This is a genomic window from Dyella sp. SG609, from assembly GCF_012275375.1.
Classification (GTDB): domain Bacteria; phylum Pseudomonadota; class Gammaproteobacteria; order Xanthomonadales; family Rhodanobacteraceae; genus Dyella_D; species Dyella_D marensis.
On record NZ_JAAZQJ010000008.1, the window covers coordinates 95,424 to 109,611 of the forward strand.

General features: G+C 66.9%; 12 protein-coding genes. 8 read left to right on the top strand and 4 right to left on the bottom strand.

Annotated elements, in window-relative coordinates:
• Positions 1 to 91 precede the first annotated feature (91 nt).
• Positions 92 to 3,070 carry a TonB-dependent receptor gene (locus FHW85_RS15140; RefSeq protein ID WP_168648814.1) on the bottom strand — a complete coding sequence of 993 codons (2,979 nt, stop codon included), beginning with the start codon at positions 3,068 to 3,070 and terminating at the stop codon, positions 92 to 94.
• 534 nt (positions 3,071 to 3,604) lie between these two features.
• On the opposite strand from FHW85_RS15140, the gene hslV reads away from it, so the two are divergent.
• From hslV to FHW85_RS15160, 4 genes are all read left to right on the top strand, one after another.
• Positions 3,605 to 4,138: an ATP-dependent protease subunit HslV gene (gene hslV / locus FHW85_RS15145; protein WP_167252887.1), complete on the top strand. Its 534-nt coding sequence runs from the start codon at positions 3,605 to 3,607 to the stop codon at positions 4,136 to 4,138.
• A gap of 98 nt (positions 4,139 to 4,236) precedes the next feature.
• Positions 4,237 to 5,577 carry an ATP-dependent protease ATPase subunit HslU gene (gene hslU / locus FHW85_RS15150; RefSeq protein WP_167252886.1) on the top strand — a complete coding sequence of 447 codons (1,341 nt, stop codon included), beginning with the start codon at positions 4,237 to 4,239 and terminating at the stop codon, positions 5,575 to 5,577.
• Between the two features lie 38 nt (positions 5,578 to 5,615).
• Entirely contained in the window at positions 5,616 to 6,233 is a 618-nt protein-coding gene (locus FHW85_RS15155) for a hypothetical protein (protein WP_167252885.1), read from the top strand.
• Positions 6,234 to 6,261: 28 nt separating this feature from the next.
• Entirely contained in the window at positions 6,262 to 6,666 is a 405-nt protein-coding gene (locus tag FHW85_RS15160) for a hypothetical protein (RefSeq protein ID WP_168648815.1), read from the top strand.
• A 48-nt stretch (positions 6,667 to 6,714) separates the two neighbouring features.
• On the opposite strand, the gene FHW85_RS15165 is transcribed toward FHW85_RS15160, so the two are convergent.
• Positions 6,715 to 8,979 carry a S9 family peptidase gene (locus tag FHW85_RS15165; protein ID WP_168648816.1) on the bottom strand — a complete coding sequence of 755 codons (2,265 nt, stop codon included), beginning with the start codon at positions 8,977 to 8,979 and terminating at the stop codon, positions 6,715 to 6,717.
• A 124-nt stretch (positions 8,980 to 9,103) separates the two neighbouring features.
• Positions 9,104 to 9,802, bottom strand: coding sequence for a glutathione binding-like protein (locus FHW85_RS15170; protein WP_168648817.1), 699 nt, complete (start codon positions 9,800 to 9,802; stop codon positions 9,104 to 9,106).
• Positions 9,803 to 9,916: 114 nt separating this feature from the next.
• Between FHW85_RS15170 and FHW85_RS15175 the strand changes: the two genes are divergently transcribed.
• The 4 genes from FHW85_RS15175 to FHW85_RS15190 all read left to right on the top strand — a co-directional run bounded on the left by FHW85_RS15175 (position 9,917) and on the right by FHW85_RS15190 (position 13,180).
• Complete coding sequence (locus FHW85_RS15175; protein WP_168648818.1) at positions 9,917 to 10,345, top strand: hypothetical protein; 429 nt, start codon at positions 9,917 to 9,919, stop codon at positions 10,343 to 10,345.
• A 72-nt stretch (positions 10,346 to 10,417) separates the two neighbouring features.
• A complete protein-coding gene (gene rbsK / locus FHW85_RS15180) occupies positions 10,418 to 11,311 on the top strand; it encodes a ribokinase (RefSeq protein ID WP_168648819.1) in 894 nt (297 codons plus the stop codon).
• 10 nt (positions 11,312 to 11,321) lie between these two features.
• The gene (locus FHW85_RS15185) at positions 11,322 to 12,419 is read left to right on the top strand and encodes a nucleotidyltransferase domain-containing protein (protein WP_168648820.1); all 1,098 of its coding nucleotides are present in this window, start codon (positions 11,322 to 11,324) and stop codon (positions 12,417 to 12,419) included.
• Entirely contained in the window at positions 12,419 to 13,180 is a 762-nt protein-coding gene (locus FHW85_RS15190; RefSeq protein ID WP_167252878.1) for a nucleotidyltransferase domain-containing protein, read from the top strand. The genes FHW85_RS15185 and FHW85_RS15190 overlap by 1 nt, the downstream gene beginning before the upstream one ends.
• Here FHW85_RS15190 and rtcA read toward each other — a convergent pair.
• A complete protein-coding gene (gene rtcA, locus FHW85_RS15195; RefSeq protein ID WP_168648821.1) occupies positions 13,170 to 14,183 on the bottom strand; it encodes an RNA 3'-terminal phosphate cyclase in 1,014 nt (337 codons plus the stop codon). The two genes, FHW85_RS15190 and rtcA, sit on opposite strands and share 11 nt — an antisense overlap.
• Between the last annotated feature and the right edge of the window lie 5 nt (positions 14,184 to 14,188).

Here is a 14,188-nt window from a genome sequence, read left to right on the forward strand (position 1 = left end):
GGAGCCAAAAAAAAGACCACCGGCCAGCGGTGGTCAAAGGGGAGAGCCGCCACGGCGATCTTCCGCCGCCGTGGCGCTCGCGGTTGCGCGTTTACAGGCTGAAGTCGTAGCGGGCGCCGAACTGGATGTAGCGCGGCGTCTGGTACGACAGGGGCTGGGTGTAGCTGAGGTTGGGCGCGCCGCTGCCGGTTTCGCCCGACTCGTTGATGCTCTGCACCGTCTGCTTGTCGAACACGTTGACCACGGTGGCGCTGAAGGTCAGGTTGTTCCTGGCGAACGACGGCGCGTACTGCACGCCCAGATCCAGGCGGTACGTCCACGGCAGGCGGCCCTGGCTGCCGCGCGGCGTCGGCTGGCCCTTGCAGTAGAAGTACGAGGCGCCGTAGTTCATGTCGGCCGGGATGTCGCCCGGGTACACGCCGATGCAGTTCTTCGGACGGCCCGACTGGATCAGCACGTTGGCGCTGACCAGCCACTCGGGGTTGATCTGGTAGTAGCCGTAGGCACGGACCTGGTGCGTGCGGTCGTTGGCCTCGGGGCCGTTCGAGCCGATCATCAGCTCCTTGTGGTCCCAGTCCTGCGTCACGGACGGATCGAGCTGGCCGATGTCGGACTTGAGCAGGCCTTCGGAGTTGCCGTAGCTGCGCGAGAAGGTGTAGTCGAGGCGGCCGTACCACTTGCCGTCGAAGCGATGCTCCAGGTAGGCGTCGAGCGCGTAGTACTTGCGCTTGGCTTCCGGCAGGCCGATGTCGTTCTTGCTGAGCTTGATGTCTTCCAGCTTGCCGTCGCCGTCGAGGTCGATCAGGAAGCGGTTGGACGCGCCCGGGTTGATGATGTAGCAGGCCGGCGACGGATCGGCGTAGTTCACGCCGTGGTCGGCGGCCCACTTGATGAACGGGCGGTCGTCGCACCAGTCGTCGATGATGCTGCGCAGCTTGCGGTAGCGCACCTTGGCGCCGAAGGTCCAATGGTCGGCGAACTGCTGGTCGAAGCCCAGGATGTACTCGTCCTGGTAGTAGGCCTTGAGGTTCTGCGCCGAGATCGAGCGCGGGTCGGGCGGGGTACCGTCGGCACCGTTGGCGTAGACCACGTTTTCGATCGGATGCCAGTTCGGCGGCGTGCCGTTGGTGTTGACCGCGCCGTCGTAGGTGCCCCACTGGGTTTCGTACAGCGAGCCGGACGCGCCGCGCACAGCGACGTTGTTCGGGATCGCCAGGTGGTAGCGGCCGGCGTTGGCGTAGATCTTCAGGCTGGAATCGCCCATCACGTCCCACGACAGGCCCAGGCGCGGCGCCAGCTGGTGGCGCTGCTTGGCGAACACGTCGTTGTCGGCGTTGAGGTTCTCGAACTGCTCGTTGCGCAGGCCCACATAGGCCAGCCAACGGTCGGTCACCTGCCAGTGGTCTTCGAGGTACTGCGCCTGCTGGCGCACCTTGGCCTGGCCGATGGCGCGGAACACATAGCGCTCGACGATGCCGGTGTGGCCCGGCGGCACCGCCAGGTTGCCGCGCGATTCGATCACGCCGCTGGCCGGGTTGTCGTAATAGAACCAGCCCACGCCGCCGGAGGTGTCCGAACCGTTGAGCGAGGTGACGTTGTAGTGGTCGACACCGGCGCGCAGGTCGTGGCTGCCCAGGCGGTATTCCAGGTTCAGATGCCAGCCGTTGGTTTCGTCGTACGCGCCCGGCGCGGCGATGCCGCTGGAGATGTTGCAGCCCTGCAGGCGCTGCGACGGCGGCACGCTGTCGCGGTTGTCCTGGAAGTACGTGCAGCTGGAACCGGAGGTGAGGTCGACGTGGTCGGTGCGCTCCTTGCCGTACAGCGCATCCACCGTGAGGTTGTCGGTGATGTAGCCGGTGTAGCGGCCCACGTAGACCTGGCCGCCCGGCGAGGAGCCGGCCGTGCCCTGGTTCTTCTGGCTGCGCCAGCCCTTGTGGTTGTACTGGATGTCGTTGACGCCGTCGTAGACGAACTGGTCGGCGTAGGTGGACGCGGTGTCGCTCAGGCCGGTCAACTCGATGATGTGGTTGTCGGTGATGTTCCAGTCGACCTTGGCCAGCCAGCGGTTGGTCTTGTTGGTGTTGTACGAGCGGGTGGTGTTCTTGCTGAGCGAGTAGGTGTCGTTCTCCGACTTGATGCGCTCGGCGGCGCCGAAGAAGAACAGCTTGTCCTGGATCAGCGCACCGCCCAGGTAGGCGGCATAGGTGGTTTCCCACAGCTTGGCCGAGTGCTTGTCGCGGCCGGTGATCTGCGCGCCGTCGCCGGGGCGGTAGGTGGGCTGCTCGGTCTCGCGCAGGCCGGCGGGCGTGTACAGCACCTGCATGCCGCCCTTCCATTCGTTGGTGCCGCGCTTGGTCACGATGTTGACCACGCCGCCGGTCGAGCGGCCGTACTCGGCGCCGTAGCCGCCGGTGAACACCTGTTCCTGTTCGATCGAGTTGAACGGCAGGCTGGTGGCGCCCAGGCCGGTGAGCGGATTGGTCACCGGGAAGCCGTTGACGTAGTACTGGTTCTCCGCCGCGGACGAACCGCCCAGCGAAACGGCATTGCCGTAGCGCGAGTCGGCATTCACCGCACCCGGCGCCAGCAGCACCGCGGCGTTCACCGTCTGCGGCATCGGCAGGCGGCGCAGCTGTTCGGCATTGAGCACGGTGCGCGTGTCCACCGAGGACACGTCGATGGCCGGCACGGCGCTGGCCACCACGCTCACGCCTTCAAGATTCCTGGCGCCGCTGCCGGCGGTGGCGGCCGCGCCGAAGGTCACTTCGGTACTGGTGCCGACGTTGACCTGGACGGCGTCGCGGCTGTCCACGGTCTGGCCGTTGCGCTGCACGGTCACTTTGTACACGCCCACCGGCAGCGAACCGGCGCGATAGCGGCCGTCCGCATCCACCGCGACGTCGCGGCTGATGCCGGTGGAAGGATTCTCGACATGCACCGTGGTACCCGGTGCGGCTTCGGTGCGGCCGAAGATGGCACCGGAGGCATTGGACTGCGCCAAGGCGGCGGTACCGACGAAACAGCTGCCCAGAGCCAGGGCCAGCACGCTCAGACGCAGCGGACCGCCCAACGATCTCCTGCTCGAATTGCTACTGCTCGACATTGGTTGTGATCTCCCCATGACACCCCTTGCGGGGCGGACCCGGCCCACCCACGCGGGCGGAAAAACCGGACTTCGAGGGGTCGCTCCCATGCAGCCGGACGCGAGCGGGACGATCACTGCCTTTTGAAATCAGTCTCTTACGAATTTGAATCGATCTAAATTCCGAACTACAGAATATGGATCGATCCAAATTCCAAGCCAGATCTTTTCGGCATGACTGCCCGGTTCGCTGCGGCGATGTGAGGCTTCTCGCACGGCCCTGCTGGGCCGTTTCCCCGTGAGACGCCTTCCTCCCTCTCGCCCGCCACAAGTTCATGCGGCGGAACCCCTCTTCCCGCAGTAAAAAGCGTGTGAAGGCTGCTGTCAATCGCAAAAAGTCCGAATTCCCATGCTGCGTAGCAGCAATCTCTTGCGCCGCGGCCGCCGGTGGCGGACGTCATGGACTTGGGTTTGGGCCGCGCTCTCCCCACATCCTGTGCTCCGCATCCGAGGCAGCTCCCCATGGAATCGTTCCACGCCACCACCATCGTTTCGGTCCGCCGCAATGGCCGCGTCGTGATCGGCGGCGACGGCCAGGTCACCCTGGGCAATACGGTGATGAAGGCCAATGCGCGCAAGATCCGCCGCCTCGGCAAGGGCGACGTGCTGGCCGGTTTCGCCGGCGCCACCGCCGACGCCTTCACCCTGTTCGAGCTGTTCGAGGAAAAGCTGGCCAAGCACAGCGGCAACCTCACCCGCGCCGCGGTGGAAATGGCCAAGGAATGGCGCACCGACCGCCGCCTGGGCCGCCTGGAAGCCATGCTTTCGGTGGCCGACCGCGACGCCTCGCTGCTGATCTCCGGCAACGGCGACGTGCTCGAACCCGAACACGGCCTGATCGCGATCGGTTCCGGCGGCCCCTATGCGCAGTCCGCGGCGCTGGCGCTGCTGGAGAACACCGAGCTGGACGCGCGGCAGATCGTCGAGCGCGCGCTGAAGATCGCCGGCGACATCTGCATCTATACCAACCACAACACGACGATCGAAGAGCTGTGACGTCTGCGGGGAACGGGGAACAGGGAACGGGAGCCCGTTCGCTGTTGCTTCGCTACCCGTTTCCCTGATCCCCGGTCCCCGTTCCCCGAGCAAAAGCCATGTCCGAACTCACTCCCCGCGAAATCGTCAACGAACTCGACCGCTACATCATCGGCCAGCACGACGCCAAGCGCGCCGTGGCGATCGCGCTGCGCAACCGCTGGCGCCGCATGCAGCTGGAGCCGAACCTGCGCGACGAAGTGACGCCGAAGAACATCCTGATGATCGGCCCCACCGGCGTGGGCAAGACCGAGATCGCGCGCCGCCTGGCCAGCCTGGCCAATGCGCCGTTCGTGAAGGTGGAAGCGACCAAGTTCACCGAGGTCGGCTATGTCGGCAAAGATGTGGAATCGATCGTCCGCGACCTGGCCGACGTGTCCTACAAGCTCACCCGCGAGCAGGCGGTCAAGCGCGTGCGTTCGCAGGCGGAAGACCGCGCCGAGGACCGCATCCTCGACGCCCTGCTGCCGCGCCGCCAGTCGCCCACCGACTGGTCGCAGGACCACGAGCAGGCGCCGGCGATCGAGAACGATACTCGCCAGAAGCTGCGCAAGCAGCTGCGCGAAGGCGCGCTGGACGAGCGCGAGATCGAGCTGGATTTCGCCATGAACGTGGGCGTGGAGATCATGTCGCCGCCCGGCATGGAGGAAATGGGCCAGCAGCTGCGCCAGATGTTCCAGAACATCGGCGGCGCCAAGTCGCAGAAGCGCAAGCTGGCGATCAAGGTCGCGCGCCCGCTGCTGATCGACGAGGAAGCCGGCAAGCTGCTCAACGACGACGAGATCCGCGCGCAGGCGGTCTACGTCGCCGAGCAGAACGGCATCGTCTTCATCGACGAGATCGACAAGATCGCCCAGCGCTCCGAATGGGGCGGCGCCGGCGTCAGCCGTGAAGGCGTGCAGCGCGACCTGCTGCCGCTGGTGGAAGGTTCCACCGTGTCGACCAAGTACGGCCCGATCAAGACCGACCACATGCTGTTCATCGCCTCGGGCGCGTTCTCGCTGGCCAAGCCCTCCGACCTGATTCCGGAGCTGCAGGGCCGCCTGCCGATCCGCGTGGAACTGTCCGCGCTGTCGGTGGACGACTTCCAGCGCATCCTGAGCGAGCCGCACAACGCGCTGACCAAGCAGTACGTGGCCCTGCTCGGCACCGAGAGCGTGACGATCGAATTCACGGAGTCGGGGGTGAACCGGCTGGCCGAGGTCGCCTTCCAGGTGAACGAACGCACCGAGAACATCGGCGCCCGCCGCCTGCATACCGTGATGGAGCGGCTGCTGGAGAAAATCTCCTTCGAAGCTGCCGACAAATCCGGCGAAAAATACCTGATCGACGCCGAATATGTCGATAAGAACCTGGCGAGCCTGGTCAAGGACGAGGACCTGAGCCGCTACATCCTGTAAACATGGGGAAAGACCCCCGCTGATAGAATTCGTGGTGTATGGGAAAGGTGATCGAACTTAAGACGACGGGCCAGCGCGCTCAGCTGCGCGAGGCGCAGCAGCAGCAACAGCTGGTCCGTCTATGGCGCGGTGAACTCGAACACGGCAGCTTCTGCGGCTATGTGGGCGGGGTCGGCCGCGAATTCTTCCTGCTGTGGGTGGTCGGCGACGCCATCACGTACGACGGCATGTACGTGATGCGGCACCGCGACATCACCGAGCTGGAAGCGCCCGACAAGCACGCCCCCTTCATGGAGAAAGCCCTGGCCATGAAGCAGCTGCTGCCGCGGCCGCCGCGCGGTTTCCCGCTGGACGATATCCGCGAGGTGGTGCAGGCCGCCGCCAAGCAGGCGCCGGTGATCGGCGTGCACGTGGACAGCGAGGACGAGGCCGAGGTCTGCTACATCGGCAAGCTGATTTCCTTCGAGGACGACGGTTTCTACATGCAGGAGATCAGCCCCGACGCCGAATGGCTGCGCGAGGCTTCGTTCTTCTCCTGGGACGAGGTGTCCACCGTCAGCATCGAGGACGGCTACGCGCTGGCCCTGCTGGCCGTGGCCGGCACGGCGCCGCCGCTGGAACAGGGCGATTCGGGCGTCGGCGGCCACGCCCAGTGAGCGCGCCGCGCCAGGTCCGCATTGCGTGATGGATGACGCCTTGCCGGGCCGCCGCAAGCTGTACCTTCTGTTCTTTCTGATCGGCGCGGGCAGCACGGCCTGCGCCTCCGACACGCCAGGGAGCTCCATCGTCATGGCCGACACCGACAGCACCGCCACGTCCACGCCGTCCCAACCCGCCACGCGGGTGCAGCTGATCGTCAGCTTCCGCGACGGCACTCCGCTCGAAACCATGCGCACCGCCTGCGATGCCGCCGGTGCCACTTATGTGCGCGACATCGGCTGGGCGCCGGCCGTCGTGGTGCTGCTGCCGGAAGGCATGTCGGCGGAAGAGGGCATGGTGCGCTTCCGCGCGCAGCCCGGGGTCATCAACGTGGAAGTGGACGGCAAGGTCCGCGCCGATCCGATCCGCGGCCCCAGCATCAGCAAGTAATCCGCGGCACCGCTTAAAAAAAGCCCGCCGACCGGCGGGCTTTTCTGCTTAAGGCGCGACCGAAGCCGCGGCCGCCGGCTTCGGCGCCGCCGGCAAGGCAGCACCCTTGATCTCGCGATCGAAGAAGTTCGCGATCAGGTGGTACACATGGCTGCGCTGCCCCGGCAGGTTCAAGCCGTGCTTGGCACCGGGGTAGGCCATGAACTGGAATTGCGTGCCGCGCTTCTGCAGCTCGGCCATCAGCTTGGTCGAGTTGACGAACAGTACGTTGTCGTCGGCCATGCCGTGCACCAGGTACAGCTTGCTGGTCAGGCCGTCGAGCCAGGCGAACGGGCTGCTGCGCGTATAGCCGGCTTCGTTGTCCTGCGGGCGGCCGAGGTAGCGCTCGGTATAGAAGGTGTCGTACAGGCGCCAGTCGGTGACGGGCGCCACCGCCACGCCGCCGGCGATCTCCTTCGAAGCCTTGGCCAGCAGCATGGTGGTCATGTAGCCGCCGTAGCTCCAGCCGAACACGCCGATGCGGCGTCCATCGACCCAGGGCTGCGCCTTCAGCCAGTCGATGCCGGCGAGCTGGTCGTCCACCTCGGCGGCGCCGAGCTGTTCGTAGATCGGATCCTCGAACTTGCGGCCGCGCCGCGCCATGCCGCGGTTGTCCAGGGTGAACACCACATAGCCCTGGTTGGCCATGTACTGGTTGAAGTAGTCGCCCCAGCCATTGGCCACCAGCTGCGCGTGCGGGCCGCCGTAGTAGGTGTCGAATACCGGGTATTTCTTGGTCGGATCGAAACCCGCCGGCTTGTACAGGCGGTAGTACAGCGTCTGCCCGTCCGCGCTCTTCAGCGTGCCGAACTCCGGCTTGATCAGGCTGGCGCGGTAAGGCCAGAACGGATGCTTCTCGTCGAGCTTGTTCTGCTCGATCCAGCTGAGGAAGGCGCCGTCCGGCTTGTGCACGCTGACCTGCGGCGGCGTGTCGGCGCTGGAATAGGTGTCCAGGTAGAACGCGGCATTCGGCGCGAACTCGGCGATATGGCTGCCGTCGCCCTTGCTGATGCGCACCGGCGCACTGGCCGTGCTGCCGTCCAGCTTCAGCGCGTAAACCTGGTGATCCGGCACGAAGTCGCGGTTCGAGCCGACGTAGACCGTGCCCGCATGCTCGTCCACCGCCAGCACGCCGTCGATCTGCCATTCGCCCTGGCTCACCGGATGCCTGAGCTTGCCGTCGATGCCGTACAGGTACAGATGATGGAAGCCGCTGCGCTCGCTGCCCCACAGGAAGCTCTTGCCGTCCTTGAGAAAGCGCAGGTCGTCGTTGAGGTTGATCCAGGTGTTGCTGGTGTCGGTGAGCAGGCTGCGCTGCGCCAGCGTCTTCGCATCCACCAGGCGCAGCTCCAGCTTCTGCTGGCTGCGCGGCATGCGCTGGTAGCTCAGGTGCTTGCCGTCCGGCAGCCAGTTCACGCGCACCAGGTAGATGTCGCCGTCCTTGCCCAGATCCACCCAGCGCGGCGCGCCGCCGGTGGGCGCGACCAGGCCCAGCTTCACCGCCACGTTGGGATCGCCCGCGGCCGGATAGCGCTGCTCGATCACGTCGGTGCGGTCGGCATACACCTCGGTGCGCTTGACCACCGGCACCTTGGCCTCGTCATAGCGCTCGAAGGCGATGGCGCTGTCGTCCGGCGCCCACCAGTAGCCGCTGCTGCGGCCCATTTCCTCCTGCGCGACGAACTCGGCCTCGCCGTTGTGCACGGTGCCGCCGCCGTCGCGGGTGAGCTGGCGCGCGTCGCCGCTTTCCAGGTCGATCACCCACAGGTTCTGGTCGCGCACGTAGGAGACGTAGCGGCCCTTGGGCGAAATCTTCGGATCGATCGCATCGCCGCCGGTCTCCAGCGCGCGCGGCGCCGGCCTGGCCGCGGCCAGGTCGTACAGGTACAGCTTGCCGCCAATGGGAAACAGCAGCTGCCTGCCGTCCGGCGACCACTGGTAGCTGAGGATGCCGTGCAGCCCGGCGGTGCGGGCGCGCTCGCGGCGGGCCTTTTCCGCATCCGACAGCTGCTCGCCCTGCGGCTCCAGCTTGCGCGAATCGACCAGCATGCGCGTGCTGTTGTCCTTGGGCCGGTATTCCCACAGGTCCAGCTGGAACTGGTCGTCCGGCCGCGCGCGCAGGAAGGTGATGCGGCTGCCGTCCGGCGAGATCTGCAGGCCGCGCGGCGCGGGGCCGGCGAGGCTGCCGCCGTCGAAGATGCGTTCGATGGTGAGTTTTTCGGCCATGGTCGGCAGGGTCACCATCGTGAGGGCGGCGAACAGAAGAGCGCGCATGGGTACTTCCTTGGACTGCAACGGGGGCGCAAGAACAAGCGCGGATTAAAACCCGTCATGCTGCGCGAAGCCAGCCTTTTCCCGGGAAAAAGTGCCGCATCGGGCTCGATGCGGCACCACGGCCTCAGCGTTTCGCACCCTGGCCGAACAGCACCTTGCGCGCTTCCTCGTCCTGGGTCAGGTCGAAGCGGTCCTTGATCGATTCGCCGATTTCATAGGCTTTTTTCGTGGCCGGCCGCGCGGCGATGGCCTGGAACCACAGCTTCAGATGCGGGAAATCGTCCAGCGACATGCCCTGCGCCTCGTGCGAAACGATCCACGGATAGCAGGCCATGTCCGCAATGCTGTAGTCCTTGCCGCCGATGAACGCGCGGCCGTCGAGCTGCTTGTCGAGCACGCCGTACAGGCGGCGCGTTTCGTTGACGTAGCGGTCGATCGCGTAGGGGATCTTCTCCGGCGCATAGCGGTTGAAGTGATGGTTCTGCCCCAGCATCGGGCCCAGCCCGCCCACCTGCCAGAACAGCCACTGCAGCACCTTGTAGCGCTCGCGCGTGTCCTTCGGCAGGAAACGGCCGGTCTTCTCCGCCAGGTATTCCAGGATGGCGCCGGACTCGAAGATGCTCAGCGGCCCGCCGCCATCGGCAGGCGCGGTGTCGACGATGGCCGGCATGCGGTTGTTCGGCGCGATGGCCAGGAAATCGGGCTTGAACTGCTCGCCCTTGCCGATGTTCACCGGCTTGATCTCGTAGGGCAGGCCGGCCTCTTCCAGGAAGAGCGTGATCTTGTGGCCGTTCGGCGTGGGCCAGTAGTGCAGTTCGATCATGAGGTGATCCTCGGGCGGCAATGCACAGCGATGTTCGGGTCCGGCGCGTGCCTTTCAAGTCAACGCCCGGGCCCCGGGGGCCGTTCCCGGGCGCACCTCTCAAGGAGTCGCGCCATGAAGACCCGCCTGTGCCTGATCGCTCTCGCCCTCGCCGCCGCCTTCGGCGCCCACGCCCAGGACAACGGCGCACCGCCGCCGGACGGCCAGGCCATGCACGGCCAGCGCCGTCCGCCGGATCCGCAGGAACGCGCCCAGAAGCTGGCCAGGCACCTCGACCTCAACGCGCAGCAGCAGGTCCAGGTCGCCGGCATCCTGCAGGCCCAGCAGCAGAAGATGCAGAGCTTGCGCGGCAGCGCCAGGGGCCAGGATCGCCGCGACCAGGCGCGCGCCATCATGGAAGACGGCGACCGCCAGATTCAGTCCGTGCTGAGCGACAGCCAGCGCCAGCGCTACCTGGCCATGAAGGAACGCATGATCGAGAAGCGCCAGGAAAAGCAGGGCACGGCCGAACCCTCCAAGCCGATGCCCGATACCGGGCACTGAGCGCACTCCACCGGCACGCGTGCCATCCCGTATGCTCGGCGGCGATTTTCCCCACCGAGTTCCGGAGCAGGTATGGCGCGCGTCGTCGTGGTCGGCAGCATCAACATGGATCTGGTCACGCTGGCTGAGCGCTTTGCCGGGCCGGGCGAGACCGTGCTGGGCGAGCGCTTCCTCACCATCCCCGGCGGCAAGGGCGCGAACCAGGCCGTGGCCGCCGCGCGGCTCGGCGCCGAGGTGGCCCTGGTCGGCGCGCTCGGCGACGACGCCTTCGGCCAGCAGCTCTACGACGGCCTGGCGCGCGAAGGCATCGCGCTCGACCACGTGCGGCGCATCGCCGACTGCGGCAGCGGCACCGCTTCGATTACCGTGGCCGGCGGCGAAAACGAAATCATCGTGGTGCCCGCCGCCAACGCACGCGTGACACCCGCGCAGGTCGAAGCGGCCGGCGACGCGATCGCCCGCGCCGACGCCGTGCTGGTGCAGATGGAAATCCCGCTGGAAAGCGTCGAAGCCACCTTGCGCCTGGGCCAGCGCCTGGGCGTGCCGGTCATCCTCAACCCCGCACCCGCGCGACGGCTGCCGGTGGAGTGGCTGCGGCTCGCCCGCTATGTCACGCCCAACCAGCACGAACTGGCCATCCTGCTCGGCGCCGATGCCGAACAGGATTTCCGCGCCCTGATGCGCCAGGCCCCCAGCCCCGTGGTGCTCACCCGCGGCAACGAAGGCGCCTGGTACCGCGAAGACGGCGACCCCGCACACCAGCCCGGTTTCAAGGTAGACGCGGTCGACACCACCGGCGCCGGCGACACCTTCAACGGCGCCCTCGCCGTATTCCTGCACGAAGGCTTGCCGCAGGCGGTGCGCAAGGCCTGCGCGGCCGCGGCGCTGTCCGTCACGCGCCTGGGCGCGCAGGGCGGCATGCCGACGCTGGCGGAGCTCGATGCGTGGCTTGCGCAGCAGCCCTGAGCGCGTTGCCATGATCACCCTGGAAGCACTGCGCGCCCATGCCACGCCTGCCCTGTTGTTCGAATGCATCGCGGGCAGCCACGCCTATGGCACGGCCACGGCGGAAAGCGACCAGGACCTGCGCGGCATCTATGCGATGCCGGCCGCGGCGTATCTGGGCCTGGAAGCACCCGCCGCGCAGATCGCCGATGCGCGCAACGACATCGTCTACTACGGCCTGCGGCGTGTGATCGAGCTGCTCTCGGCCGCCAACCCCAATGTGCTGGAACTGCTGTTCATGCCGCGGGACACCGTGCGCTCGAGCAGCCCGGAAATGGACCAGCTGGCGGCACGGCGCTCGCTGTTCCTCGCTAAACCCTGCGTGCAAAGCCATATCGGCTATGCGCTCACGCAGATCCGCAAGGCGCGCGGCCAAAACAAATGGATCAACCAGCCGCGGCCGGAAGCGCGGCCGGTGAAAGAAGACTATTGCCATGTCATCCCGCGCGAGCGGCTGATCCCCGGCAACGCGGCACCATGCCGTCCGCTGCCGTTGAAAACGCTGGGCTGGAACCTGGACGAGTTCCACGCGGCCAGCCTCGAACATGCGCGCGACGGCTACCGGCTCTACCGCTACGGCCGCGACGCGCGCGGCGTGTTCCGCGACGGCATGCTGGTATGCGAATCCATCCCGTTGGATGAAGAAGCCGAGCGCTTCGCCGGACTGCTGTTCTACAACGAGCAGGCCTGGAAGCAGGCTATGGCCGACCACCAGAACTACTGGACCTGGCGCCGCGAACGCAACGAGGCGCGCTGGCGGCAGCAGGAAAGCGGCGAACTGGACTACGACGCCAAGAACATGATGCACACCGTGCGCCTGCTGCTTTCCGGCGAATCCATCGTGCGCCACGGGCGGCCGATCGTGCGCTTCGAAGGCGAGCAGCGTTCGCTGCTGCTGGACATCCGCGCCGGGCGTTTCAGCTACGACGAACTGATCGACATGGCCCAGGACATCGCGGCCCGCTGCGAGCGCGAGACCGCGGCCAGCAGCCTGCCCGACACCATCGATACCGACGCGGCCAATGTTCTGCTGCGCGAACTCACCGCCCATTGGGAGCAACGCCAGTGATGGATGCAGCGATCCAGTCCGCCATCGACGCGATCGAGCGCGATCACGGCGTGCGCGTGCTCTATGCCGCCGAGTCCGGCAGCCGCGCCTGGGGCTTCGCCTCGCCGGACAGCGACTACGACGTGCGCTTCGTTTACGTGCATGCACCCGACTGGTACCTGAGGGTGTTCGAACAGCGCGACGTGATCGAACGCATGCTGCCCGGCGATCTCGACGTCAGCGGCTGGGAGTTGCGCAAGGCGCTGCGCCTGATGGCCAAGTGCAACCTCGCCCTGAACGAATGGTTCGATTCGCCCATCGTGTACCGCGCCGACGAAGCCTTCGCGATGCAGGTGCGCCAGCTCATCGGACGCCACTTCCAGCCGGCGCGCGCACTGTTCCATTACCTGAGCATGGCGACGACCACGCACGACGAGCATTTGTCCGGCGACACGGTGCGCCTGAAGAAGCTGTTCTATTTCCTGCGCCCGATCCTGGCCTGCCGCTGGATCGAGCACGCGCGCACGCAGCCGCCGACCCGCTTCGCGCAGCTGCTGGCGGCGCCGTGGGTCAGCGATGAGGAGCGTGGCTGGATCGCCGAACTCGAAGCACGCAAGGCGCTGGCCAGCGAAGGCGACCGCGAACCGCTTCCCGTCGCGCTGCGGCCATGGATGCGCCAGCAGCTCGAGCGCTTCGCGGCGATCGGTCCAAGACTCGCCAGCAAGACTGATATCGACGAAACCATGCTGGACGCCGCCCTCCAGCGCTGGGTCAGCGGCTGACGGCAACCCGCCAGCGGTCCTTGCCCAGTTCCTCGAAATCGATCTGCACCGGCAGGAATTTTTCGATCAGCGCGGCGTTGCTGCGCGCGTGGTCGGTGGGTTGCTGCGTGGTGAAGCTGCCTTCGCCGGCGAGCGCCAGCGGGAGCAGCAGCTGGTCGGCGAGGTAGGGGCCGACCGCCGCGCCACTGTCCAGGTACGCGCGGGCTTCGGCGCAGGTCAATTCGGCCACGCGCTCGGACGACACGCCGCGCTCGCCGAAGGCGGTGAACAGCTCGCACACGTGCTCGCTGTCGACGCGCACCATCAAGGCATTGCCGGGGCCAGGCGAGTGGATCGCCTGGCGGATATGGCGATGCTCGTCCGCCACGCCGAGCAGGCGGCGCACCGCATTGAGCTCGCGCTCGCCGACACGGCCGGGGATGGAGGACATCAGCGCTGTCGCGGACAGCTCCTGTTGCGCGCCGCGCTCCGGCAGGTGCAACGGCCTGGGCGCCTCGCTCGCGTCGATATCGATCTTCAACGCGCCACCGCCGGCCGGAAAGAAGCCATGGCGTTGCAGCGCGAACGAAGCACGCAAGCCCATGCGCTGCATCAGCGGCAGAAAACTGTGCTCCAGAAAATCCGCACTCGGCGCGAGCGGGTTATGCGTGCCGCCTTCGAGACGCAGGCTCGCCGTCACACCGGCGAGCCATAGCGCGGGCAGCACCGTCTGCAGCACCAGCGTGGTGGAACCTGCCGTGCCGATCGGCCAGTGATAATCGCCGCCGCGTACCGGGCCCGGCACGAATTCCAGCGTGGCCGATCCCGGCGCATCGCCGGTCACCCGCGCAGCACCGATCTCCCGCGCCGCCTGCACGGCGGTCAGATGCTGGCGCATCAGCCCCGGGCGCGAGCGTTTCGCACGGATGCGCTCCATGCGAAACGGCTCGCCGGTGCAGAGGCTGAGCGCCAGGGCGGTGCGCAGGAGCTGCCCACCGCCGGCCTGTCCATCGATTTCCAACATCGCGT

Excerpts from the sequence above, each read along its gene's own strand:
- hslV (WP_167252887.1), top strand. The coding sequence starts at position 3,605 with ATGGAATCGTTCCACGCCACCACCATCGTTTCGGTCCGCCGCAATGGC.
- hslU (WP_167252886.1), top strand. The coding sequence starts at position 4,237 with ATGTCCGAACTCACTCCCCGCGAAATCGTCAACGAACTCGACCGCTAC.
- FHW85_RS15155 (WP_167252885.1), top strand. The coding sequence starts at position 5,616 with ATGGGAAAGGTGATCGAACTTAAGACGACGGGCCAGCGCGCTCAGCTG.
- FHW85_RS15160 (WP_168648815.1), top strand. The coding sequence starts at position 6,262 with ATGGATGACGCCTTGCCGGGCCGCCGCAAGCTGTACCTTCTGTTCTTT.
- FHW85_RS15165 (WP_168648816.1), bottom strand. The coding sequence starts at position 8,979 with ATGCGCGCTCTTCTGTTCGCCGCCCTCACGATGGTGACCCTGCCGACC.
- FHW85_RS15170 (WP_168648817.1), bottom strand. The coding sequence starts at position 9,802 with ATGATCGAACTGCACTACTGGCCCACGCCGAACGGCCACAAGATCACG.
- FHW85_RS15175 (WP_168648818.1), top strand. The coding sequence starts at position 9,917 with ATGAAGACCCGCCTGTGCCTGATCGCTCTCGCCCTCGCCGCCGCCTTC.
- rbsK (WP_168648819.1), top strand. The coding sequence starts at position 10,418 with ATGGCGCGCGTCGTCGTGGTCGGCAGCATCAACATGGATCTGGTCACG.
- FHW85_RS15185 (WP_168648820.1), top strand. The coding sequence starts at position 11,322 with ATGATCACCCTGGAAGCACTGCGCGCCCATGCCACGCCTGCCCTGTTG.
- FHW85_RS15190 (WP_167252878.1), top strand. The coding sequence starts at position 12,419 with ATGGATGCAGCGATCCAGTCCGCCATCGACGCGATCGAGCGCGATCAC.
- rtcA (WP_168648821.1), bottom strand. The coding sequence starts at position 14,183 with ATGTTGGAAATCGATGGACAGGCCGGCGGTGGGCAGCTCCTGCGCACC.